Raw genomic sequence first — 22,374 nt, 5'->3', positions numbered from 1 at the left:
TACCTCGCGGGCTACTCGACCACCGAGAGCGGGGTCGCCAGGACCGCGGCGAGCTCCCACGGGCGGCCGTCGACCAGGTCGGTCCCCTTGCTCACGAAGCGGTTGACCGCGCACGCGGGACGCAGCGTCGCGACCTCGACCGCACCGGACGCGAGCACCGGGTCAGGGCGGCTGATGATGCCGCTGAACGGCGCGCGGTCCGGCGCCCACAGCGTGAAGTCCGTCGACAGCGGGAAGAGCGCGCCCCCGCCGTACGCACCCCGGCGGCTGGCGACCGCCACGTTGAGACGGTTTTCGGCCGCCCGCTCCAGCAGCAGCGGGTCGAGGTCGGCGGCGGCCTGCGTCGTGAAGGGCACGGCGACGACGTCGACGTCCTGGAGGGACGCGAGCCGGAAGGTCTCGGGGTAGAGGGCGTCGTCGCCGACGACCAGCGCGAGGCGCCCCCACGGCAGGTCCACCACGGCGAGACCGTCGCCGAGCTCGCTCGCCCACGGGTGCTGCGCGCTGGCGTGCAGCTGGGGCTGCCGCAGCTCCACCCCGTCGGTGGAGAGCAGCAGCCCGACGTGGGAGGTGCCTTCGGCGACGCTGGTGGCGACGTAGGACGAGGAGCCGGCCAGCGCGGACACGATCGCGGCCGGCTCGACGCCGGCGAGCTCGGGCAGCACGACCAGGCCGGCGCCGGTGCCCAGCGCGTCGGCGAGCAGCGCGCGCACGTCGTCACCGTCGGCGGGGCTCACGACCGCGGCCAGCAGCTCGTCGGCGCCCGCCTCGCGCCGCCGGCCACGGGGCGCCTCGAGGATCGGACCGTAGAGGTCGGGGCGGCGCGAGCCCATCACGTCGGTGCCGTCGGGGCGGCGCTTGTCGTCGGACGCCTCGATGTCGATGTCGGCGACCACGACCGCCTCGCCGGTGCGCGGCCCCATCGCGACGATGGTGCCGTCGGGCGCCACGACCTGGCTCTCCCCCGCGCCGTGCAGCATCTCGACGGGGACGCCCACCCGCTCGGCGACCATCTCGATGCTGCGGGCGGGCACCAGCGGGCCGACCTTGTTGGCGGCCACGACCCAGACCCGGTTCTCGACCGCGCGCACCGGCACGTGCAGCGACGCCTCGTCGAGCGCGAACGAGTTGAGGCTGTTGAGCAGCACCTGGGCGCCGCCGACCGCGAGCATCCGCGGCGTCTCGTTGATGACCCCGTCCATGCAGGAGTAGAGCCCGACCCGGCCGAACTCGACGTCGACGACCGGTGATGCCGCCACGGCGGGGTCGAGGTGGTCGCGCTCGCTGCCCATCAGCACCTGCTTGTCGGTGACCGCGAGGATCTCGCCCTCAGGTGAGAAGAGGATGTTGCTGCCGGTCGTGCGGCCGTCCTCGCGGGCCAGGGTGCAGTTGGCCATCAGGTGGAGGCGGTGCTCGCGGGCCTTCGCGGCGAGCGCCGTGACGAACGGTCCGTCGAGGGTCTGCGCCATCCGCCGGGCGTGCTCGCGCCCGTCGTACCAGGAGACGTGGTTGCAGAACTCGGGCAGCACGACGACCTGCGCGCCCTCGGCGGCCGCACGGTCGGTCATCCGCAGGCAGGTCGCGAGGTTCTCCTCGACATCCTCCGACACGGCGAACTGGACGGCTGCCACACGCACGATCGACATTCACGCTCCCCTGAATCTCTGACTGTATATGATCTACGCTTCCCCCAAGCCTCGCACACCAGTCCCCCGAACCCTAGGAGCAGGCCGGATGTCGGAAGCGACCCGAGACAAAATCGAGATCGAGGCCTTCCCCGGCCGCGGGCCGGTGCCGATCGACCTGACGAGGGTCGCGCCGTTCGGGTGGTGGGCCGCGGTCGTGATCGCGCTGGTCGCCTTCATCGACCGGGTCGAGTACAACCTGGTCGCCGGCGCGCTGCCCGCCATCCAGGACCACTTCGGCTTCGGCGACACCCTGGCCGGCGCGATCCCGACCGCCTCGGCGATCGCCGGCGTGATCCTGCTGCTGCCCGCCGGCCGGCTCGCCGACCGCGGCCACCGGCGCACGATCGTCGCCCTGGTGGTGCTGGCCTGGGCGGCCTGCTCGGTGGTGAGCGGTGTCGCGACGACGTTCGCCGTCTTCTTCGCCAGCCGGATCCTGCTCGGCGCCGCCGGGCAGCTCTACAACCCGCCGGCCTCGAGCCTGCTGGCCGACTACTACCCGGGATCGGCGCGCGGCAAGGCGTACGGCCTGGAGCGCGCCGGCTACTACATGGGCCTCCCGGTCGGGGTCGCTCTCGGCGGTGCGCTCGCGACCGCGGTCGGCTGGCGCTCGGTGTTCTTCATCGTCGCCGTGCCGGGCGTGCTGGTCGCGCTGCTGGTCCTCACGCTGCGCGAGCCGGTGCGCGGCCTCGGCGACCGGATCGACCAGCTCCGCGGCACCACCGACCCGGACGGCGCCCACGAGTCCGTGTCGCTGACGACGTCGATGGTGGCCGAGGCGCGCGACGTGCTGCAGATCCGCGCGCTGCGCGGCATCATCGCCAGCCTCTCGCTGCTCTACCTCGGCCTCGGCGGGCTCTTCTACTGGCTGCCGACCCTGCTGGAGCGCACCGAGGGGCTCGAGTACGACGCGGCCGCGGGCCTGGCCGGCGGCGTCGGTGGCACCGGCATCGTCATCGGCATCATCCTCGGCAGCCGGATCGGCGACCGCGGGCACGGCGTGAAGCCGGCCTGGCGGCTGCGCACCGGCCTCGGGTTCCTGGCGCTCGGCGCGGTCTCGCTGACCGGCGTCGTGCTGCTGCCCGGGCTCCCTCTGCGGATGACGATGATCACCCTCGCCTGCGTCGGTTTCGCCGGGGCGATCCCCAACCTGACCGCCGCGTCGGCGGACGTCGTACCGGCCCGACGCCGCGGCGTCGGCTTCGCGGTGCTCCAGTTCGTCACGACCCTCGGCGGCGCCGCCGGTCCGCTGCTGATCGGCCTCACGTCCGATGCGGTCGGGTCGCTCACGCTGGCGATGCTGGCGCTGCTGCCGCCGATGTTCATCACGCTCGTCGTGCTGCACCGCACCACGCAGTGGTACGACGACGACGCCCGGCGAGCGCTCGCCGGCTGAGTCCGAAGCCCGGGGCGGTCAGTCCCAGTGCCGGACGACGGCGCGTCCGTCGACCGACGGCACCGGGGCGCCGGCCGGCACGTGCGCCCAGCGCTGGCTGTCGAGCCAGACCACCTCGACGTCGTGGTCGTACGACGTGCCGTCCAGCCTGTCGTGGGCGGTGACGGGACCGGTCAGGTCGGCCGAGAGCGGGGTGACCGTGAGCGCCCCGGCGTCCGCGGCCGGACCGTCGGTCCAGCCGCCGCCGGGTCCGGAGAACCACACGACCGCCCGGGTGCCGTCGGCCACCGAGGTCGCACTCCGGGTCGCCCGCGGCTCCACCGACAGCAGGTCACGCTCGGTCGCGGTCGCGCCGCTGATCGTGAGGGCGCCCGACAGCAGCACCATGTCCTCCCCCGCCGGCTGGTGGCCGACGGCATCGCGGCGCCAGCCGTCCGGGAACTCCACCACGACCGAGCGGGTCTGCCGTTCGGGGTCCGCGTGCAGCATGACCATCCGGGCCGGCAGGTCGGAGCCCGCGATGCCGTGCGTGAGCCAGGTCAGGTCGGGCGAGTTCAGGTCGGTGGTGGTCACGTTGCGGCTCCTGAGAGGTGGTCGATGACGGCCTGCTCCGAGAGGACGTCGGCGTACTTGGCGTCGAGGTCGAAGAGGTTCTGGTCGTGCGTCGCGGCCTCGCGGTCGCCGCACGCGTCGGCGACCACGATCGGGCGGAAGCCGTGCTGGAGCGCGTCGAGCGCGGTCGCCCGCACGCACCCGCTGGTCGAGAAGCCGGTGACCACAACGGTGTCGACGCCGGCCGCCGTCAGCGTGGCCGCGAGGCTGGTGCCGAAGAAGGACGAGGCGTACTGCTTGGTGACCACGACCTCCCCGGGCAGCGGGGCGGGCTCGTCGGGGAACTCGGCGTACGGCGAGCCCTCCTCGAACGCCGCGAGCCCGGGCACCTTGACCGCGAACCAACCGGCGTCGGCGCCGCCGGGTGCGAGCTTGACGGTGGTGAAGAAGACCGGGTGGCCGGCCGACCGGGCGGCGTCGACGACGCGCGCCGCGCTCGCGCGGGCGCTCTCGAAGCGCCCGGCCGCGTCGGTCAGCGGGCCGCCCGCGAGATACGCCGTCACGACGTCGACCACGACGACCGCGGGGCGTGAGCCCCACCCGATGCGGGCGCCGAAGCCCTCCGACGGCACCGGCATCAGATGATGCCCGCGTCCTGGAGCCCGGCGAGGCGGGCGGCGTCGAGGCCGAGCAGGTCGCCGTACACCTCGCCGTTGTGCTGACCCAGCTCCGGACCGGTCCACCGGATGCTGCCGGGGGTGGCGGAGAGCTTCGGGACGACGTTCTGCATCTTCAGCGTGCCGAAGGTCTGGTCCGGGACCTCGACAATCGACTCGCGGGCCTGGAACTGCGGGTCCTCGAGCATGTCGGCGGCCTTGTAGATACGGCCCGCCGGCACGCCGCAGGTGTCCATCAGGTCGAGCAGCTCGTCGGCGACGACGGTGGCGGTCCACGCGGAGATCAGCTCGTCGAGGTGCGCCTGGTCGCTGCCGCGGCCGACGTGGGTCGAGTACGGGTGGCCGGGCTCCGACCACTCCGGGTGACCCATCATCGCGAACAGCCGCGACGACACGGAGTCCTGGTTGGCCGCGATCAGGATCAGCTGGCCGTCCTTGGTCGGGTAGACGTTGGACGGCGCCACGTTGGGCAGGATCGCGCCGGTGCGCTCGCGCTGGTAGCCCGCTTGGTCCCACTCGGTCACCAGCGACTCCATCATCGCCAGCACCGACTCGTAGATCGACGCGTCCACGACCTGGCCCTCGCCGGTGCGGTTGCGGTGCTGCAGGGCCGAGAGGGCGCCCACGGTGGCATGCATGGCGGCCAGGGAGTCACCGATCGAGATGCCGGCGCGCGACGGCTGCCGGTCGGGGTCGCCCAGGATGTAGCGCAGGCCGCCCATCGCCTCGCCGATCGAGCCGTAGCCGGCGCGGGAGGCGTAGGGACCGGTCTGGCCGAAGCCGGTGACGCGCACCATGATGATGCCGGGGTTGACCTCGCGCAGGCGCTCGTAGGAGAGGTTCCACTTCTCGAAGGTGCCGGCGCGGAAGTTCTCGACGATGATGTCCGACCTCGCGACCAGCTGGAGAAAGAGCTCCTGGCCCTCCTCCTCGCGCAGGTTCAGGGTGATCGAGCGCTTGTTGCGGCCGACGACCGGCCACCACAGGGACGTACCGTCGGTGCGCCCCCACTGCCGCATCGGGTCGCCCGCGCCCGGTGCCTCGACCTTGACGACGTCGGCTCCCTGGTCGGCCATCAGCGTCCCCGCGAAGGGGCCGGCGAGCAGCTGTCCCGCCTCGATCACCCGGACGCCGGCCAGTGGTCCTGTCGTCATGCGCCAGATCGTATATCAGATAGGGTTTGCTCGTGAACGTCGTCCAGATCGTCGAGGTGTCCCCTCGCGACGGCTTGCAGAACGAGTCGCGGCTCGTGTCGACCGCCGACAAGGCGGCCCTCGTACGCCGTGCGCTCGACGCCGGCGCGCGCCGGGTCGAGGTGACCGCGTTCGCGCACCCCGACCGGGTGCCGCAGATGGCCGACGCCGAGGCGGTGATGGCCGAGGTGCGCGACGACCCGCGGCTGCGCTCGATCGGCTTGGTGCTCAACCGGCGCGGCCTGGACCGCGCGATCGCGGCGGGTTGCCACGAGGCGACCGTCGTCGTGGTCGTCTCCGACGGGCTGGCCCTCAAGAACCAGGGGGTCGACACGGCCGCGCAGGTCGCGGCCTGGCAGGCGATGGCGGCCGACGCGCGATCGGCGGGCCTGGCGACGACTGTGATCCTGGCGGCGGCGTTCGGGTGTCCCTTCGACGGGGAGGTCCCGACGTCACGCGTGCTCGAGGTCGCCCGCGGTGTCCTCGAGTCACCGCCCGACGAGCTCGCCATCGCCGACACGATCGGCGTCGGCGTGCCAGCCCAGGTGCGGTCGATCGTCTCCGGCCTGCGCACGCTCGATGCCGAGATCCCGCTGCGGGCTCACTTCCACAACACCCGCAACACCGGCTACGCCAACGCGCTCGCCGCGATCGAGTCCGGCGTGAGCGTCCTCGACGCGTCGGCCGGCGGCATCGGCGGCTGCCCCTTCGCCCCCGGCGCCACCGGCAACATCGCCACCGAGGACCTGACCTACCTGCTCTCGCGCTCGGGCGTCGAGACCGGCATCGACCTGACGTCGATGGCGGCCACCGGCACGTGGATCAGCGAGCTGGTCGGCTACCCGCAGGCGCCCGCGATGCTGGGCCGCGCCGGAGGCTTCCCCGGCTAGCAGCTGCGGCGCACCTCGGCGACGCAGCGGTCGCGACCCGTTCCGCCGACGGCAACGTCGCGGCCACCACGCCCGACCAGGACGTCACGTCCGCCGTTCCCCACGAGGCGGTTGCGGGCCGCGTTGCCACGGAGGACGTCGTCCTCGTCGCTGCCCACGACGCTCTCGACGGAGCGGACCTGTGACCGACTGTGGGCGGAGCGGGCCTTCCCGACGGCGAGGTCGACCGCTCCCCGGCTCAGGAAGGTCAGCACGTCGCGGCCGGGGCCACCGCGGAGGTCGCCGACGGCGCACACGCCCGGACAGAATTCGCCCACGGTGTAGGCGACCGGGTGCACGATCACGTCACGGCCGGCGCCGCCGTTCACGAGCAGTCGGGCGTCTTCCTGCGGCTCCCCGAACTCCTCGGTGCTCACGCTCGGACGAATGATGTCCGCACCAGGGCCGCCGTTCGCCACCCCGCTTGTCACGAGGTACAGCTCGTCGTCGCCGGCACCACCGTTCACCGTGCCGCCCGCAACCGTGGCGAGGTCGTCGCCCGCGCCGAGGTCGACGTCGCCGAGCCTGACCCGGACGGTGTCGTCGCCGGCGCCGGCGTCGACGGTGTCACCGTGGACGAGCACGTCCTCGAGCTCGGGCGTGTAGTAGTCGCCGCTGTTGTAGTCGTCGCGACCGGCCGTCCCGACGAAGGTGTCGTCGTACGGGCTGCCCTGGACGCGGTGGATGCCGGCGACCGTGTCGACCTCTCCCCCGTCGAGCACGCTCCCCGACGCGAGGTCGATGTCGACACCCGACGCGGCGTCGCTGTAGGCGAGCGTGGTGGACGGCACCCCCGAGAAGCTGTCGGCGCCCGGACCGCCGTAGATGGTCGACCAGCGGCCCCCGCAGACGATGTCGTCGCCGCCCTTGGCGTCGATCTGCACGTCGGTGAACCTGCCGACGCCGATGACGTCGGATCCCTCCGTCCCGGTGACCGGAACGCCCGTGGCCGTCGCCGCGATCGTCACCGGGTGCCCTTGGCACAGCTCGACGGCTGCCTGCGCCGACGCCGCCGATACGCCGAACCCACCGACGAGCGCCAGCACGGCCAGTGTGGTCACGCTCCGAGTCCTCATGTCCACGACAGCGCGCCACCGGCCGTCAGCGTTACAGCCCGCAATGAGTCGAGCCGGCGCTGGTTTTCACCTCCAGGTGAAAACCAGCGCCGGCTCGACTGAAAACCAGTGCCGGGTCGGCGGTCAGCGGGTGGCGGTGCCCTCGGTGTAGTCCGAGTCGTGGCTCTTCACCCAGGCCATCAGCTTGCGGAGCTCGCGACCGGTCTGCTCGATCGGGTGCTGCTCGCCCTTCTTGCGGAACTCGGTGAACTCGGGCGAGCCGTTGTCCATGTCCGTGATGAAGCGCTCGGCGAACGAGCCGTTCTTGATGTCGGCGAGCACGTCCTCCATGTTCTTCTTCACGTCGGGCGTGATGACCCGCGGGCCGGAGACGTAGTCGCCGAACTCGGCGGTGTCGGAGACCGACCAGCGCTGCTTGGCGATGCCGCCCTCGTACATGAGGTCGACGATCAGCTTGAGCTCGTGGAGGCACTCGAAGTAGGCGACCTCGGGCTGGTAGCCGGCCTCGGTGAGGACCTCGAAGCCGTACATGACCAGCTGCGAGGCGCCACCGCAGAGGACGGCCTGCTCGCCGAACAGGTCGGTCTCGGTCTCCTCGGTGAAGGTGGTCTTGATGCCGCCGGCGCGCAGGCCGCCGATGGCCTTGGCGTAGGAGAGGGCGAGCGGCCAGGCGTTGCCGGAAGCGTCCTTCTCGACGGCGACGAGCACCGGCACGCCGCGCCCGTCGACGTACTCGCGACGGACCAGGTGGCCGGGACCCTTCGGTGCGACCATGAAGACGTCGACACCCTCGGGCGGGGTGATGTAGCCGAAGCGGATGTTGAAGCCGTGGCCGAAGACCAGGGTGTCGCCAGCGGCGAGCTGCGGCGCGATCTCCTCGGCGTACAGCTTCCGCTGGTGCTGGTCGGGGGCGAGGATGACGATGACGTCGGCCTCCTCCGCGGCCTCGGCCGGCGTGAGGACGCGCAGGCCCTCGGCCTCGGCCTTCGCGCGGCTCTTCGAGCCGGGCTGGAGCCCGATCCGCACGTCGACGCCCGAGTCGCGCAGGGACAGCGCGTGGGCGTGGCCCTGGCTGCCGTAGCCGATGACCGCGACGTTCTTGCCCTGGATCAGGGAGAGGTCGGCGTCGTCGTCGTAGAACATCTCAGCCACTGGGGCTTCTCCTTCTTGTTGTGTTACTTGCTGTCAGCCCGCGGCAGGCGGGGCCGGGATGGTGACCGGGCGCAGGTTGCGCTCGGAGATGGAACGGGAGCCGCGACCGATCGCGACCATGCCGGACTGGACGAGCTCGCGGATGCCGAAGGGCTCGAGCACCCGCAGCAGGTCGCCCAGCTTGTCAGCATTGCCGACGGCCTGGATCGTCACCGCGTCGGGGGCGATGTCGACGACCTTCGCCCGGAAGAGCTGTACGGCGTCCAGCACCTGGCCGCGGGACTCGGCGTCCGCCTTCACCTTGACCAGGAGGAGCTCGCGGTTGACCGAGGTCGAGCCGTCGAGCTCGACGATCTTGATCACCTCGACCAGCTTGTTGAGCTGCTTGGTGACCTGCTCGAGCGGGGTGTCCTCGACGTCGACCACGATGGTCATCCGGGAGACCTCGGGGTGCTCGGTCGGACCCACGGCCAGCGAGTCGATGTTGAAGCTGCGACGACTGAAGAGACCCGCGATGCGGGCCAGCACGCCGGGCTTGTTCTCGACCAGGACCGAGAGCGTGTGCTTGGTGTTCTGGGTCGTCGTCACGGGCGGAGCTCCAGGTCTGCGTCGTCCTCGAACTTCGGGGCGAGGTCGCGGGCGTACTTGATGTCGTCGTTGCTGGTGCCGGCGGCCACCATCGGCCAGACCATCGCGTCGCGGTGGACCCGGAAGTCGACGACCACGGGCACGTCGTTGATCTCCATCGCCTTGGTGATCGTGGCGTCGACGTCGTCGGGGCTCTCGCAGGCGAGGCCCACGCAGCCGTAGGCGTCGGCGAGCTTCACGAAGTCGGGGATCCGCTTCGAGTGCAGGTCGGTGTTGGAGTAGCGCTCGTTGTAGAAGAGCGTCTGCCACTGGCGGACCATGCCGAGCGACTCGTTGTTGATGATCGCGACCTTGATCGGGATGTCGTTGATCGCGCAGGTGGCCAGCTCCTGGTTGGTCATCTGGAAGCAGCCGTCGCCGTCGATCGCCCACACCGTCGTGTCGGGCATGCCGACCTTGGCGCCCATGGCCGCGGGCACGGCGTACCCCATCGTGCCGAGGCCGCCGGAGTTGATCCAGGTGTTGGGGTTCTCGTAGCCGACGAACTGCGCGGCCCACATCTGGTGCTGGCCGACGCCGGCGCAGTAGATCGAGTCGGGGCCGGCGATCGCGCCGAGACGCTCCAGCACGTACTGCGGCGCGAGGCCGCCGTCGGTGGGCTTGTCGTAGCCGAGCGGGTAGGTCCGCTTGATGCCGGCCAGGAACTGCACCCAGCCCTCGTAGTCGCCGGTGTGCCCGGCGTCGGCCTCGGCCTTCAGCGCGACGACGAGGTCGCTGATCACCTCGCGGCAGTCGCCGACGATCGGCACGTCGACCGCGCGGTTCTTGCCGATCTCGGCCGGGTCGATGTCGGCGTGGATGACCTTCGCGCCGGGCGCGAACGAGTCGAGGTTGCCGGTGACCCGGTCGTCGAAGCGGGCGCCGAGGCTGATGATCAGGTCGGACTTCTGCAGACCGGCGACCGCAGCCACCGTGCCGTGCATGCCGGGCATGCCGAGGTGCTGCGGGTGGCTGTCCGGGAACGCGCCCCGCGCCATCAGCGTCGTGACGACCGGCATGCCCGTCAGCTCGGCGAGGACGCGCAGCTCCTGGGAGGCACGGGCGCGGATGGTGCCGCCGCCGACGTAGAGGACGGGGCGACGGGACTCGAGGATGAGCTTGGCGGCCTCGCGGATCTGCTTCGAGTGCGGCCGGGTGACGGGGCGGTAGCCGGGCAGCGCGAGCTCGCTCGGCCAGGAGTACGTCGTCATCGCCTGGAGCGCCGACTTCGCGACGTCGACCAGGACCGGGCCGGGGCGGCCGGTGGAGGCGATGTAGAACGCCTCGGCGACCGTGCGCGGGATGTCGGCCGGGTCGGTGACGAGGAAGTTGTGCTTGGTGATCGGCATCGTGATGCCGCGGATGTCGGCCTCCTGGAAGGCGTCCGTGCCGATCTGCGCGGCGCCGACCTGGCCGGTGATCGCGACCATCGGCACGGAGTCCATGTGCGCGTCGGCCAGCGGGGTGACCAGGTTGGTCGCGCCCGGACCGGAGGTCGCCATGCAGACGCCGACCCGGCCGCTCGCGGCGGCGTACCCCTGCGCGGCGTGGCCGGCGCCCTGCTCGTGCCGGACCAGGATGTGCCGGATCGAGGAGTCCATGAGGGGGTCGTACGCCGGGAGGATGGCGCCGCCCGGGATGCCGAAGATCTCGGTGGTGCCTGCGGCCTCCAGCGACCTGACCAGGCTCTGTGCGCCCGTCATCTGCTCGCTCATCGGTTCTGCTTCCTACTCGTCCCGTGCCTGGCCGTGCCCAACAAAAAACCCCTCGGCCCGGCGGGCGGCGAGGGGTGACGTGCGCGCTGAGTCGGTGTCCGGTCAGCTCACACGTCGGGTGCGTACAAGAATCTGCTTGCGCATGACGCCACCGTAGCCGCCCGGGCCTCCCGCCCGCATCCGAGTGTGACAGGCGTCCCAACATGCGGGACGCGCGTCTCGCTCTGTAGTCCTACGGGGCGGCGGGGTCCGCGGGCGGCTGGCGACCGTCGGCGGTGCAGACGCAGACCTTGTTGCCGTGCGCGTCGGCCAGCACCCAGAACGCGGGGACGGCGTCCTCGCTGACCAGGGTGCCGCCCGCGGCCACGGCCGCCTGCACCCGCTCCTCGGCGACCTCGCGCGGCACCACGATGTCGAGGTGGAAGCGCTGCTGCACCTCACCCGTCGCCTCCGGCGCCGTCTGGAACCACAGCGTGTTGTTGCGCCCGCCGGGGTCCATGATCTCCGGCCACTCGCCGTGGTCCTCGTAGCCGAGCACAGCGGCCCAGAAGGGCTGCACCTCGGCGGGAGCCGGTACGTCGAGCGCGAGCTCGAGGGTCGAGACGTCCCGCGGCGCGGACTCGATGCCGAGCTCGGCGGCGATCGCCGAGATCCGCCGGGCCAGGTCGACGTCGCGGCTGGTGACCCCGTCGACGTCGTGGCTGTGCAGGTCGACGTCGACCTGCGGGTAGGTCAGCGTCACGTCCGGGTGGTGGTTGGCCTCCTCGGCCGCCTCGGTGATCCGGGTGACCAGCGCCAGGCCCTGGACGAAGCTGCCGGTGCGGAACCGGGCGTGGAGACGGTTGAGGAAGAACCGCCAGTCGTCGAGGCCCTCGGCCACGACGGCCGGGTAGCGGAGCCGTTCCTTCGGGTCGTTCGTCATGGCAGCACCACCTGTCCGATCGGTCCTGGGTTGGTCGCGATCTCCCAGCGGTAGCCATCGGGATCGCCGAAGTAGCCGGTGTAGCCGCCCCACTCGCGCTCCTCGCCCGGGTGCACGGGATCGGCGCCGGCGGCGCGCGCGGTCTCGAGCACGGCGTCGACCTCGGCGGCCGTCGCCACGTTGTGGGAGAGCGTGATCGGCGCGACGCCCTCGCCGCGCACGATCGGGCCGACCTCGCCCTCGAAGTGCTCGGCGACCCAGAGCGAGAGCACCACGTGCTCCCCCACCTGGATCATCAGGACGTCACCCTCCACGTGGACGGCGGCCTCCCAGCCGAGACCGTCGACGTAGAAGGTCCTCGACCGCTCGAGGTCACGGACGGCGAGCGTCACGAAGCTCAGTCGCTGGTCCATGTCCTCCACCCTGGCACAGGACGCCGACAGCTGCCCGGGAGGACGGGACGCCCCGCCCTGACGGCCGGGACGCCGGGCGCACGACGGTGGCGTCGTGAACTCCTCCTCCCGCACCTGGGCCCTCGTCGGCGCCGCGGCCGGTCTCGCCGGCGTCGTCGGCATCCAGGCCTCCCTCCAGATCGACGCCGTCTACAGCACGTCGTACGCCGGGGACGCCGACCTGATCGCGGACCGCCTCGGCGACTTCGTGCCGCAGCTCATCACCCTGCACCTCGCGATGACCGGCGCCGCCGTGCTCCTCGTCGTCTTCGCGGCCGGCCTGCGCCGACGGCTCGGCGCCCAGGCGCCGGCCGGCAGCCTGCTGCCCGACGTCGCCGCCGGCGGGCTGCTGCTCACCGCGGTCGCCGGCCTGATGGGCGCCGGCTTCACCACCGAGATCGTCTTCGGCGTCTCCGACCCCGACACCCTCGACCCGGAGTTCGCCGCCGTCGTCGGTCACTGGGTCGGCACCGTTCCGTGGCTGTGGGTGGGCTCCGGCCTGACCGGGCTCGCCGTCGCGGTCGCCGCGCTGCGGCACGCCGCCGCGCCGACGTGGCTCGGCTGGGTGGGTGTCGTCCTCGGCGGCGTCACCCTGCTGGTCGGACTCTCGCCGCTGCAGTACATGGCGGGCTTCAGCGGCCCGGTGCTGGTCCTCGTGCTCGGCCTCGGCTTCGCCCTCGGCGACCGTCGACGGCCGACGGACGCCTGATCCCGCCGCTACCCTCCCTCTCGTGGTGCGCCATGGCTGAGCAGACGATCCGGGTGGCGGTGGTCGACGACCACCCGGTCTTCCGGCTCGGCATGGCCGGCCTGCTCGGTTCCCTCGACGGCATCGAGGTGGTCGCCCAGGCCGAGGACGCCACCCAGGCCCGGGCGCGCGTCGACGAGTCCGTCGACGTCGTGCTCATGGACCTGCACCTCGGCGACGACTCCGGCATCGAGACCACCCGCGACCTGGTGCGCGCGCTGCCCGGCCTCGCGGTCCTGGTCATCACCATGGACGAGGACGACGAGTCGGTGGTCGCCGCGATGCGGGCCGGCGCCCGCGGCTACCTGCTCAAGAGCGCCTCGCCCGCCGAGGTCGAGCGCGGCATCCGCGCGGTCGCCAACGGCGAGGCGATCCTCGGGCCCCAGGTCGCCTCCCGCGCGATGGCCACCCTGACGTCGGGACGTACGGCGGTGCGGGTGCCCTTCCCCGAGCTCTCCGACCGCGAGCGGGAGGTCCTCGACCTGCTGGCCCGCGGCTACGACAACGCCACCATCGCGCGGCGGATGGTGCTCTCCCCCAAGACCGTGCGCAACCACGTCTCCAACGTGCTCACCAAGCTCGGCGTCCCCGACCGCGCCCAGGCGATGATCAGGGCGCGGGACGAGGGACTCGGAGGCGACTGAGCTGACGCCCGTCGGCGTCGAAGTTGGCGGGGTCCAGCCAGCGCTCGTGCTCGGCGCGCACCGCCGGCCACTCCGTGTCGGTGACCGAGAACCAGTCCGTGTCCCGGTTGCGGCCCTTGGTCACCATGTGGTGCCGGAAGCGGCCCTCGTAGGTGAAGCCCAGCCGGTCCGCCGCCCGCCGGGACGGCTCGTTGAGGCTGTCGCACTTCCACTCGAAGCGCCGGTAGCCGAGGTCGTCGAACGCGTGCCGCATGCTCAGGTGGATCGCCTCGGTCGCGGCACGGGTGCGCTGCAACGTCTTGGCGTAGAGCACACCGGCGATCTCGACCTGGCCGTGGCTCGCGTCGATCCGCATGTACGACGCCAACCCCTGCGCCCGCTTCCCCGACGGCACAAGCGCGAAGGTGAGCATGTCCGGTGCGGCCAGGTGCTGCTCGACCAGCGTCACCATGGACGGCACGTCGGGCGGCGGGTCGGTCGGCCGGTAGGTCCAGAGCTCCTCGTCGCCCGGGTTGCAGAGCGCGTCGTGCAACGCCTCGGCGTGCTCGGTGCCGAGCGGCTCGAGGGCGACGTACCGCCCGGTCAGGGTGACGGGTGCGGGGACGGCCCGGGGCGCCCAGCCGGGCACCTCGTCGCCCACCTGCTGGCCGTGGTCGTTCTCCTGGGGCACGTCCGCACCCTAGTGTCCAACCATGACCGGACGACGCGGCGCACTCGTCCGCCGCTGGGGTGGCCGGGCCGTCGGGCTGACCATCACCGCGGTCGGCCTCTACATCGTGCTGCCGAGCCTGCTGACGATGTTCCAGGCCTGGCCGCAGCTCTCGACCGTCGACGTTCCGTGGTTCTTCGTCCTGCTGGCGCTCCAGGCCGGCCGCCTGGTGTCGCTCTGGTGGCTCACCAAGCTCGCGCTCGCCCCGGCGCGCGTGGGCTGGGGCACGACCGCGACCGCCCAGCTGGCCGGGAGCGCCGCAGCCAAGGTCGTCCCCGGCGGGGGCGCGGTCGGCGGCGTCGTGCAGGCCCGGATCCTGATCGGCGCCGGGCAGCCGAGCGGCACGGTCGCCTCCGGCCTCGGCGCGATCGCGCTGCTCCAGAACGCCGTCCTCTTCCTGCTCCCCATCCTCACCATCCCCGCGCTGCTCATCGGGCCGCCGCCCGCGAAGCAGCTCCAGCTCGGGCTCGTCGTGTCGGTGGTCCTGGCCACGGTCATCGTCACCATCGGAGTCACGGCCCTGACCTGGCCGGCGGTGCTGCGCACGACGGGGCACGGCATCGGCCGCGTCGTGCACGTCGTACGCCGACGCACGACCCCGGAGTCGGTGGCCACCGGCCTGCTGACGCAACGCCAGCGGATCGCCGAGGGCTTCCACGGCCGCTGGCTGCGCGCGGTCTTCGCGACCGCGGCGACGCGGATGTTCGACTACGCCTCCCTGGTCGCCGCGCTCGTGGCGTTCGACGTGCACGCCCGGCCGTCGGAGGTGCTGCTCGCCTTCGTCGTGTCCCAGGCGCTCGCGATCGTGCCGATCACCCCGGGCGGCGTCGGCTTCGTCGACCTCGGCCTCACCGGCATGCTCGTCCTGATCGGCGTCCCGACCGAGACCGCGGTGATCGCGACCCTGCTCTACCGGCTCTTCTCGTTCTGGCTGCCGATCCCGCTCGGGCTGTTCGCGTGGACCGGCTGGCGGATCTCGCGGCATTACTCTCGACCCATGACGGAACGCGCAGGAGTCGACCCCACGGTCCCGCCGAGCGGCACCGGCTGCGTCGAGTGCGAGGCCTCCGGCGGCTGGTGGGTGCACCTGCGTCGCTGCACGCAGTGCGGCCACGTCGGCTGCTGCGACACCTCACCGATGCAGCACGCGACCGCGCACTGGCGCGAGTCCGGGCACCCGGTCATCACCAGCTTCGAGCCCGGCGAGGACTGGTTCTGGGACTTCACCACCGAGTCCGGCTTCCTCGGGCCGACGATGTGCCCGGCCACCGAGCACCCGCTCGACCAGCCCGCACCCGGCCCCGCCGGCCGCGTCCCCGACGACTGGCGCGACCACATCCACGAGTAGGCGTCCCCAGGGATACCCGGTACACCGGGTGTCCCTGAACTTCTCGGGCACTGCAAAGGCCCAGAAGTTGATGAAGTGCCCTACCAGTACGCCGATCGGTCAGCCGAGACCGACCAGCGCCTCGCGCACGAGCCCGATGCCGTGCTCGACCTCGTCGTACGACGTCGACAGCGGCGACAGCCCGAGACGCAGGCCGCCGGGATCGCGGTAGTCGGGGATCACGTCGCGCTCCCACAGCGCCGCGGTGACCTCGCGCATCAGCGGGTGGTTGAACGTGACGTGGCCGCCGCGCCGGTCGGCGTCGCGCGGCGAGGCCAGCACGACGCCGAGCGGCCCGAGCACGGACTCGCCGACCTCGACGGCGTACGACGTGAGCGCGACCGACTTCTCCCGCACCGCCTCGATGCCCACCGACTCGATCAGCGCGACCATGTCCTGCACCGGGAGCATCCCGAGGACCGGCGGGGTGCCGGAGATGAAGCGGCGGATGCCCGCCGCCGGCGCGTAGGACGGCCCCATCAGGAACGGGTCGACGGAGCCGAGCCAGCCCTGGATCGGCTGGGTCAGCGACCCGAGGTGCTCCGCCGCGACGTAGCAGAACGCCGGCGATCCCGGACCACCGTTGAGGTACTTGTAGGTGCAGCCGACGGCCAGGTCGACCCCCCACTCGTCGAGCGCCAGCGGCACCGAGCCGGCCGAGTGGCAGAGGTCCCACAGCACCAGGGCCCCGGCATCGTGGGCGATCTGCGTCAGCGCGGGCGCGTCCGCCAGCCAGGCCGACCGGTAGGCGACGTGCGAGAGCACGACGAGCGCGGTCGCCGGCCCGACGGCTGCGTAGAGGAGCTCGGGCGTGACACCCGCGGCCGGGTCCACGTCGATCCAGCGGAGGGTCAGCCCGCACTCCTCCGCGATCCCCGCGGCGACGTAGCGGTCGGTCGGGAAGTTGTCGCGGTCGATCACGATCTCGGTGCGGGCCGGCCGGGCGGCGACGGCCGCGCGCATCAGCTTGTAGAGCAGCACGGTCGTGGAGTCGCCGATGGTCGTCTGGCCGGGGGCCGCGCCGAGCACGACCCGGCCGAGGTCGTCGCCGATGACCTGGGGCAGCTCCATCCAGCGCTCGTCCCAGCCGCGGATCAGCCGCCCGCCCCACTCCTCCTCGACGAAGCGCGCGAGCCGCGGGCCGCTGGCGCGCAGCGGCCTGCCCAACGAGTTGCCGTCGAAGTAGACCAGCGACGAGTCGGCGCCGACGAAGAGGTCGCGGCAGGAGGCCAGCGGGTCGTGCTCGGGCCGGGTCACGGCCGGGGCGCCGTCAGGTCGCGGACGCTCGCGTAGCGCTCCCGGACGCCGGGGGTCGGCTCGGCCTCGGTCGACACGACGCCGGACAGCGGCCACTGCGGCGGCTCGGCGCCGCCGGCGAGCACCCACGCGGCCTGGCGGGCCGCGCCGCGCGCGACGTACTCCCCCGGCTCGGGCACCGAGACCGGCAGCCCCAGGACGGCCGAGGCGATCTCGCGCACGGCGGCGGAGCGCGCCGCGCCGCCGACCAGGATGATCCGCTCGACCGGCGTGCCGAGCGCGCGCACCGCGTCGACGGCGTCGGCGAGGCCGCAGATCATGCCCTCGACGGCGGCCCGCGCGAGGTACGCCGGGTTCGCGGTCTCGAGGCGGAGCCCGTGCAGGGCGCCGGTCGCGTCCGGCTTGTTGGGGGTGCGCTCACCCTCGAGGTAGGGCACCAGGACCAGCCCGCCCGCGCCCGCTGGGGCGGACAGCGCGAGGTCGGAGAGCGCGCCGTGGTCGACGTCGAGCATCCGGCCGGCGGCGTCGAGCACCCGCGCGGCGTTGAGGGTCGCGACCAGGGGCAGGAACCGCCCGGTCGCGTCGGCGAACCCCGCCACCGCGCCACTCACGTCGCCCACGGGCTCGTCGGCGACCGCGCAGGCGACCCCCGACGTACCGATCGACACGACGACGTCGCCGGCCACCGCGCCCAGCCCGAGGGCCGCGCCGGCGTTGTCGCCGGTGCCGGGCCCCAGCAGGGCGCCCGAGGGCATGGACAGCGCGGACTCCGCCGGCCCGAGCACCCGCGGCACGATCACGTCGTGCCCGAGGCCGAGCTCGAGCAGGTCGCGGCGGTACTCACCCGTGGCGGGCGACCAGTACCCGGTGCCGCTCGCGTCGCCGCGGTCGGTGACGAGGGCCTGGAGCCCCGGGCTGCCGGCCAGCCGCCAGGTCAGGTAGTCGTGCGGCAGGCACACCGCCGCCGTACGCCGTGCGTTGTCGGGCTCGTGGTCGCGCAGCCAGCGCAGCTTGGTCACCGTGAACGACGCGACCGGCACCAGGCCCACCGCGTCGACCCACGCCTGGGGTCCGCCGAGCTCGTCGATCAGGTCGAGCGCGGCCTGCGCGGAGCGGGTGTCGTTCCACAGCAGCGCCGGGCGCACGACCTCGCCGGCTGCGTCCAGGCAGACCATGCCATGCTGCTGCCCGCCGACCGCGACGGCCGCGACGTCGTCCAGCCCGCCAGCGGCCTCGATCGCCGCCTGGAGGGCGTCCCACCAGGCCTCGGGAGCGACCTCGGTGCCCTCCGGGTGGGACGCGTGGCCGGTGCGGACGACCGCCCCGGTCTCCGCGTCGCAGACGACGACCTTGCAGGACTGGGTGGAGGAGTCGATCCCGGCAACGAGTGGCACGGTGCAGACCCTAGTCAGTCTCTGCCAGGGTGTGCTCGTGCGTCCTGCCGCGGGTCTCCCGCTCCCCCTCTCCCACGGTCCCTACGAGGCCGAGGTCGTCACCGTCGGCGCCTGCCTGCGCACCCTCACCCGCGACGGCGTGGACCTGGTCGCCGGCTGGCCGGCGGGCGAGATGTGCGCGAGCTCGCGGGGCGCCGTGATGATGCCGTGGGTCAACCGGGTCGGCGACGGCCGCTACGAGCTCGGCGGCCGGACCTACCAGCTCGCGCTGAGCGAGCCGGCCAAGGGCAACGCGATCCACGGCCTCGTGCACTGGGTGCCGTGGACGGTCGCCGAGCACGGCACCGACCACGCGACGCTGCGCTACGAGCTGCCCCCGCAGAGCGGCTACCCGTGGCTGCTCGACCTCGAGGTGGCCTACCGGCTCGACGACGACGGGCTGACGGTCACGCTGGGCGCGACCAACGTCGGCGACACGGCAGCGCCGTACGGCGCGGGCCTGCATCCGTACCTGACGGTCGGACGGCGGGTCGACGAGTGCGTGCTGACGCTGCCCGCCGAGTCGTGGTGCGCCATGGACGAGCGCGGGCTCCCGTCACCGGCGGTCCCCGTCGACGACACGCAGTGGGACTTCCGCGACGGCCGGGCGATCGGCGACCTCGTCATCGACCACCCGTTCGGCGGCGTCGCCGACGGGGCGACCGCGACCCTGGCCGACGCCGACACCGGGCGCTCGGTCAGCCTGACCGTCCACGAGGGCGTCCGCTGGCTGCACGCCTTCACCGGCGACACCGTGCGCGGCCACGAGCGGGAGGCGCTCGCCGTCGAGCCGGTGACCGCCCCGCCCGACTCGTTCCGCACCGGCGTCGACCTCGTGACCCTGGCGCCCGGCGAGAGCCACCGTGCGTCGTTCACGATCGCCGGCGTCACTGGAAGCTGACGAACCGGACCTTCGGTCGGACGGCGTGCACGGCGCGCGACCGCATCCGGCGCACGTCCTCGTCGTAGAAGAGCTTGAAGCCCATCGTGAACTGACGCGGCTTCGCCACGGCGTGGTAGGTCGCCAGCTTCTGACGCGGGGTGCCGAAGCCGTCGACGTGCTGCACCATCGCGAGCTCCGGGTGGCGGCGTACCGTCGCGATCCGCTCGACCATGTCGGTGCGGAACTGGTGGAGCACGAAGAGCTTCTGCGGCAGGTCGTCCTGCCGGACGATCCGGGTGAGCCACGCGGAGGTCCGGTTGACCTCCTCGGCGCGCACCTGGCCGACGGTGTGGGCCGGCACCTGGTGCGGCCGCATCCGCCACTCGGGGTCGAGCGCCAGGCCGACCCACGGGTCGCGCAGCGCCCATTCCCAGCGCCGGGCCACCTCGGGGAACGTCGACCGACCGGGCTGGAGGTCGAGCAGCAGCAGCGCGTTGTTGCGGTGCGCGGCGCGGATGTAGCGGACGACCTCGGAGCGCGGGATGTCGTGGCTGTAGTCGCCGTCGCGCCCCGGGTAGCCGTCGGCGATCGTCACGATCAGCTCGTAGACGTGCCGCAGCGGCTGGCCGGGCTGCCGGAACGGGCGCGCCGCGCGGTGCAGCCGCTTGTCCATGGTGTCCGGGTCGGTCTCCCCCAGCACGCCGAGCGCCGGCGTCTGGCCGGTGCCGTAGTAGGCGACCAGGAAGCGGTTGCCCTCGAAGACCTTCGTGCCGCCGCCGGGCAGGGTCGCCGTGGTGCTCGCCGGCGGGCGTTCGACGGCCGGGGTCTCGACCGGGGCGGTCACCGAGGGGGACGGCTCGGCGACGCTCGGCGCCGGCACCACCCGGTCCTCGATGACTGACGGGTGGTTGACGCCCCACGCGATGACGATCAGCCCGATCATGACCAGCAGGACCAGGAAGAGGACCGGTCCTCGCTGGTCGGGCTGGCGCTCAGTCATTGATCCTTCCTAGCAGGAGCTCCCGGCGGTGCTGCGACGGGGAGGTCCCGAACCATCGGGCACAGCTGCGCGACAGCACGCTCTGCTCGGTGTAGCCGACGAGGTGGGCGACAGCACGGCGCACCCGGCCGGTTGAGGACGACCAGGACGACGAAACTCACGCTGGGACGATGAAGTTTTGTCGTCCCAGCGTGAGTTTCATCGGCCGGCCGACGAAACTCGCGGGCGCTCAGCTGGTGATGGCGCCGTGGGCGGCGGACTGCACGACCTTGGCGTACTTGCCGAGCACGCCGCGGGTGTACTTCGGCGGCAGCGGCTCCCAGCCGACCTTCCGCTTCTCCCACTCGTCCTCGTCGGTGATCTCCACCTCGAGCAGCCGGTTGGCGACGTCGAGGGTGATCGGGTCGCCGTCGCGGACGAAGGCGATGGGTCCGCCGTCGACCGCCTCGGGCGCGATGTGGCCGACGCAGAGGCCCGTCGTACCGCCGGAGAAACGGCCGTCGGTGATCAGCAGGACGTCCTTGCCGAGGCCGGCGCCCTTGATGGCACCGGTGATCGCGAGCATCTCGCGCATGCCCGGGCCACCCTTGGGGCCCTCGTAGCGGATCACGACCACGTCGCGGGCCTTGATCTCGCCGCGCTCGAGGGCGTCCATCGCGGCGCGCTCGCCGTCGAAGACCCGGGCGGTGCCGGAGAAGACCGAGTCGTCGAAGCCGGCCGACTTCACGACCGCGCCCTCGGGGGCCAGCGAGCCCTTGAGGATGGTCAGGCCGCCGGTGGCGTGGATGGGGCGGTCGATCTTGCGCAGCACGTCGTCGTCGAGGCTCGGCGGGGCCAGCTCGGCGAGGTTCTCGGCCATCGTCTTGCCCGTGACGGTGAGGCAGTCGCCGTCCATCAGGCCGGCGTCGAGGAGCGCCTTCATCACGACCGGGATGCCGCCGATCTTGTCGACGTCGTTCATCACGTAGCGGCCGAACGGCTTGAGGTCGCCGAGGTGCGGCACCTTGTCGCCGACCCGGTTGAAGTCGTCGAGGGTCAGGTCGACCTCGGCCTCGCGGGCCATCGCCAGCAGGTGCAGCACGGCGTTCGTGGAGCCGCCGAGGGCCATCACGACGGCGATGGCGTTCTCGAACGCCGGCTTCGTCATGATCTGGCGGGCGGTGATGCCCTGGCGCAGCAGGTTGACCACGGCCTCGCCCGAGCGGTGCGCGAAGCCGTCGCGGCGGCGGTCGACCGCCGGAGGCGCGGCCGAGCCGGGGAGCGACATGCCGATCGCCTCGGCGACGGCGGCCATCGTGTTGGCGGTGTACATGCCGCCGCAGGCGCCCTCACCGGGGCAGATCGCCTTCTCGATGCGGGTGACCTCCTCGCGGGAGATCTTGCCGGCCAGGCAGGCGCCGACCGCCTCGAAGGCGTCGATGATCGTGACGTCGTTGCCGTCGACCTGCCCGGGCATGATCGAGCCGGCGTACAGGAAGACGCTGGAGAGGTCGAGGCGCGCCGCGGCCATCATCATGCCGGGCAGCGACTTGTCGCAGCCGGCCAGCAGCACGGAGCCGTCGAGGCGCTCGGCCATCATCACGGTCTCGACGGAGTCGGCGATCACCTCGCGCGACACGAGCGAGAAGTGCATGCCCTCGTGGCCCATGGCGATGCCGTCGGAGACGGAGATGGTGCCGAACTCGAGCGGGTAGCCGCCGGCCGCGTGCACGCCGTTCTTGACCGCCTGCGCGAGCCGCTGCAGCGACAGGTTGCAGGGCGTGATCTCGTTCCAGCTCGAGGCCACGCCGATCTGCGGCTTCTCCCAGTCGTCGTCGCCCATGCCTACCGCCCGGAGCATCCCTCGCGCGGCGGTCTTCTCGAGACCGTCCGTGACGTCGCGGGAACGGGGCTTGATGTCGGGAGTGTGACGGGACTCGCTCATGTCCCCAAGGGTA

General features: G+C 72.4%; 21 protein-coding genes. 6 read left to right on the top strand and 15 right to left on the bottom strand.

Annotated features, from left to right (window positions below):
* Positions 1–11 precede the first annotated feature (11 nt).
* Positions 12–1,646 (bottom strand): nitrilase-related carbon-nitrogen hydrolase, encoded by a 1,635-nt coding sequence (locus ACFPYL_RS08870; RefSeq protein WP_379153037.1) that lies wholly within the window; start codon positions 1,644–1,646, stop codon positions 12–14.
* Positions 1,647–1,734: 88 nt separating this feature from the next.
* On the opposite strand from ACFPYL_RS08870, the gene ACFPYL_RS08865 reads away from it, so the two are divergent.
* A complete protein-coding gene (locus tag ACFPYL_RS08865) occupies positions 1,735–3,081 on the top strand; it encodes an MFS transporter (protein ID WP_379153035.1) in 1,347 nt (448 codons plus the stop codon).
* Between the two features lie 18 nt (positions 3,082–3,099).
* Here ACFPYL_RS08865 and ACFPYL_RS08860 read toward each other — a convergent pair whose 3' ends face one another.
* Genes ACFPYL_RS08860 through ACFPYL_RS08850 form a run of 3 tightly spaced genes read right to left on the bottom strand, consistent with a single transcriptional unit; the run spans position 3,100 to position 5,464 of the window.
* Positions 3,100–3,654 carry a hypothetical protein gene (locus ACFPYL_RS08860; RefSeq protein ID WP_379153033.1) on the bottom strand — a complete coding sequence of 185 codons (555 nt, stop codon included), beginning with the start codon at positions 3,652–3,654 and terminating at the stop codon, positions 3,100–3,102.
* Positions 3,651–4,271, bottom strand: coding sequence for an isochorismatase family protein (locus ACFPYL_RS08855; protein WP_379153031.1), 621 nt, complete (start codon positions 4,269–4,271; stop codon positions 3,651–3,653). Before ACFPYL_RS08855 ends, ACFPYL_RS08860 begins: the two co-directional genes overlap by 4 nt.
* The gene (locus ACFPYL_RS08850; protein WP_379153029.1) at positions 4,271–5,464 is read right to left on the bottom strand and encodes a CaiB/BaiF CoA transferase family protein; all 1,194 of its coding nucleotides are present in this window, start codon (positions 5,462–5,464) and stop codon (positions 4,271–4,273) included. Before ACFPYL_RS08850 ends, ACFPYL_RS08855 begins: the two co-directional genes overlap by 1 nt.
* Positions 5,465–5,496: 32 nt before the next feature.
* Between ACFPYL_RS08850 and ACFPYL_RS08845 the strand changes: the two genes are divergently transcribed.
* Positions 5,497–6,393 (top strand): hydroxymethylglutaryl-CoA lyase, encoded by an 897-nt coding sequence (locus ACFPYL_RS08845; protein ID WP_379153028.1) that lies wholly within the window; start codon positions 5,497–5,499, stop codon positions 6,391–6,393.
* Here the strand turns inward: ACFPYL_RS08845 and ACFPYL_RS08840 are convergent.
* The 6 genes from ACFPYL_RS08840 to ACFPYL_RS08815 form a co-directional block, all read right to left on the bottom strand.
* Positions 6,390–7,493: a hypothetical protein gene (locus tag ACFPYL_RS08840; RefSeq protein WP_379153026.1), complete on the bottom strand. Its 1,104-nt coding sequence runs from the start codon at positions 7,491–7,493 to the stop codon at positions 6,390–6,392. The two genes, ACFPYL_RS08845 and ACFPYL_RS08840, sit on opposite strands and share 4 nt — an antisense overlap.
* Positions 7,494–7,631: 138 nt before the next feature.
* Positions 7,632–8,660, bottom strand: a complete 1,029-nt coding sequence (ilvC, locus tag ACFPYL_RS08835) for a ketol-acid reductoisomerase (RefSeq protein ID WP_379153024.1) — start codon at positions 8,658–8,660, stop codon at positions 7,632–7,634.
* Positions 8,661–8,693: 33 nt separating this feature from the next.
* Complete coding sequence (gene ilvN, locus ACFPYL_RS08830; RefSeq protein WP_379153022.1) at positions 8,694–9,248, bottom strand: acetolactate synthase small subunit; 555 nt, start codon at positions 9,246–9,248, stop codon at positions 8,694–8,696.
* Complete coding sequence (locus tag ACFPYL_RS08825; protein WP_379153020.1) at positions 9,245–11,002, bottom strand: acetolactate synthase large subunit; 1,758 nt, start codon at positions 11,000–11,002, stop codon at positions 9,245–9,247. The genes ilvN and ACFPYL_RS08825 overlap by 4 nt, the downstream gene beginning before the upstream one ends.
* Before the next feature lie 232 nt (positions 11,003–11,234).
* Complete coding sequence (locus ACFPYL_RS08820) at positions 11,235–11,924, bottom strand: 4a-hydroxytetrahydrobiopterin dehydratase (RefSeq protein WP_379153018.1); 690 nt, start codon at positions 11,922–11,924, stop codon at positions 11,235–11,237.
* Entirely contained in the window at positions 11,921–12,337 is a 417-nt protein-coding gene (locus tag ACFPYL_RS08815; RefSeq protein ID WP_379153016.1) for a VOC family protein, read from the bottom strand. Before ACFPYL_RS08815 ends, ACFPYL_RS08820 begins: the two co-directional genes overlap by 4 nt.
* A 94-nt stretch (positions 12,338–12,431) precedes the next feature.
* Between ACFPYL_RS08815 and ACFPYL_RS08810 the strand changes: the two genes are divergently transcribed.
* The gene (locus ACFPYL_RS08810; RefSeq protein ID WP_379153014.1) at positions 12,432–13,085 is read left to right on the top strand and encodes a hypothetical protein; all 654 of its coding nucleotides are present in this window, start codon (positions 12,432–12,434) and stop codon (positions 13,083–13,085) included.
* Between the two features lie 32 nt (positions 13,086–13,117).
* Positions 13,118–13,768: a response regulator gene (locus tag ACFPYL_RS08805; protein ID WP_379153012.1), complete on the top strand. Its 651-nt coding sequence runs from the start codon at positions 13,118–13,120 to the stop codon at positions 13,766–13,768.
* On the opposite strand, the gene ACFPYL_RS08800 is transcribed toward ACFPYL_RS08805, so the two are convergent.
* Positions 13,734–14,438, bottom strand: a complete 705-nt coding sequence (locus ACFPYL_RS08800; protein ID WP_379153010.1) for a GNAT family N-acetyltransferase — start codon at positions 14,436–14,438, stop codon at positions 13,734–13,736. The genes ACFPYL_RS08805 and ACFPYL_RS08800 overlap by 35 nt on opposite strands.
* Positions 14,439–14,460: 22 nt before the next feature.
* Here ACFPYL_RS08800 and ACFPYL_RS08795 point away from each other — a divergent pair, with 22 nt between their 5' ends.
* Entirely contained in the window at positions 14,461–15,825 is a 1,365-nt protein-coding gene (locus ACFPYL_RS08795) for a flippase-like domain-containing protein (protein ID WP_379153008.1), read from the top strand.
* Positions 15,826–15,924: 99 nt separating this feature from the next.
* On the opposite strand, the gene ACFPYL_RS08790 is transcribed toward ACFPYL_RS08795, so the two are convergent.
* On the bottom strand, positions 15,925–17,121 hold the full coding sequence (locus ACFPYL_RS08790; RefSeq protein ID WP_379153006.1) for a kynureninase: 1,197 nt from the start codon (positions 17,119–17,121) through the stop codon (positions 15,925–15,927).
* Positions 17,118–18,515 (bottom strand): xylulokinase, encoded by a 1,398-nt coding sequence (gene xylB / locus ACFPYL_RS08785; RefSeq protein WP_379153004.1) that lies wholly within the window; start codon positions 18,513–18,515, stop codon positions 17,118–17,120. Before xylB ends, ACFPYL_RS08790 begins: the two co-directional genes overlap by 4 nt.
* Positions 18,516–18,552: 37 nt before the next feature.
* On the opposite strand from xylB, the gene ACFPYL_RS08780 reads away from it, so the two are divergent.
* Complete coding sequence (locus tag ACFPYL_RS08780) at positions 18,553–19,455, top strand: aldose 1-epimerase family protein (protein WP_379153002.1); 903 nt, start codon at positions 18,553–18,555, stop codon at positions 19,453–19,455.
* Here the strand turns inward: ACFPYL_RS08780 and ACFPYL_RS08775 are convergent.
* Positions 19,442–20,437 carry a hypothetical protein gene (locus tag ACFPYL_RS08775; RefSeq protein WP_379153000.1) on the bottom strand — a complete coding sequence of 332 codons (996 nt, stop codon included), beginning with the start codon at positions 20,435–20,437 and terminating at the stop codon, positions 19,442–19,444. The genes ACFPYL_RS08780 and ACFPYL_RS08775 overlap by 14 nt on opposite strands.
* Before the next feature lie 229 nt (positions 20,438–20,666).
* The gene (gene ilvD, locus ACFPYL_RS08770; protein WP_379152998.1) at positions 20,667–22,361 is read right to left on the bottom strand and encodes a dihydroxy-acid dehydratase; all 1,695 of its coding nucleotides are present in this window, start codon (positions 22,359–22,361) and stop codon (positions 20,667–20,669) included.
* Positions 22,362–22,374 lie beyond the last annotated feature (13 nt).

This window comes from Nocardioides hankookensis (assembly GCF_042658885.1).
Classification (GTDB): Bacteria; Actinomycetota; Actinomycetes; order Propionibacteriales; family Nocardioidaceae; genus Nocardioides; species Nocardioides hankookensis.
The sequence above is the reverse complement of the archived record's forward strand: the minus strand, read 5'-3'. Positions and strand labels throughout refer to the sequence as shown.

Excerpts from the sequence above, each read along its gene's own strand:
- ACFPYL_RS08870 (WP_379153037.1), bottom strand. The coding sequence starts at position 1,646 with ATGTCGATCGTGCGTGTGGCAGCCGTCCAGTTCGCCGTGTCGGAGGAT.
- ACFPYL_RS08865 (WP_379153035.1), top strand. The coding sequence starts at position 1,735 with ATGTCGGAAGCGACCCGAGACAAAATCGAGATCGAGGCCTTCCCCGGC.
- ACFPYL_RS08855 (WP_379153031.1), bottom strand. The coding sequence starts at position 4,271 with ATGCCGGTGCCGTCGGAGGGCTTCGGCGCCCGCATCGGGTGGGGCTCA.
- ACFPYL_RS08850 (WP_379153029.1), bottom strand. The coding sequence starts at position 5,464 with ATGACGACAGGACCACTGGCCGGCGTCCGGGTGATCGAGGCGGGACAG.
- ACFPYL_RS08825 (WP_379153020.1), bottom strand. The coding sequence starts at position 11,002 with ATGAGCGAGCAGATGACGGGCGCACAGAGCCTGGTCAGGTCGCTGGAG.
- ACFPYL_RS08820 (WP_379153018.1), bottom strand. The coding sequence starts at position 11,924 with ATGACGAACGACCCGAAGGAACGGCTCCGCTACCCGGCCGTCGTGGCC.
- ACFPYL_RS08815 (WP_379153016.1), bottom strand. The coding sequence starts at position 12,337 with ATGGACCAGCGACTGAGCTTCGTGACGCTCGCCGTCCGTGACCTCGAG.
- ACFPYL_RS08805 (WP_379153012.1), top strand. The coding sequence starts at position 13,118 with ATGGCTGAGCAGACGATCCGGGTGGCGGTGGTCGACGACCACCCGGTC.
- ACFPYL_RS08795 (WP_379153008.1), top strand. The coding sequence starts at position 14,461 with ATGACCGGACGACGCGGCGCACTCGTCCGCCGCTGGGGTGGCCGGGCC.
- ACFPYL_RS08775 (WP_379153000.1), bottom strand. The coding sequence starts at position 20,437 with ATGACTGAGCGCCAGCCCGACCAGCGAGGACCGGTCCTCTTCCTGGTC.
- ilvD (WP_379152998.1), bottom strand. The coding sequence starts at position 22,361 with ATGAGCGAGTCCCGTCACACTCCCGACATCAAGCCCCGTTCCCGCGAC.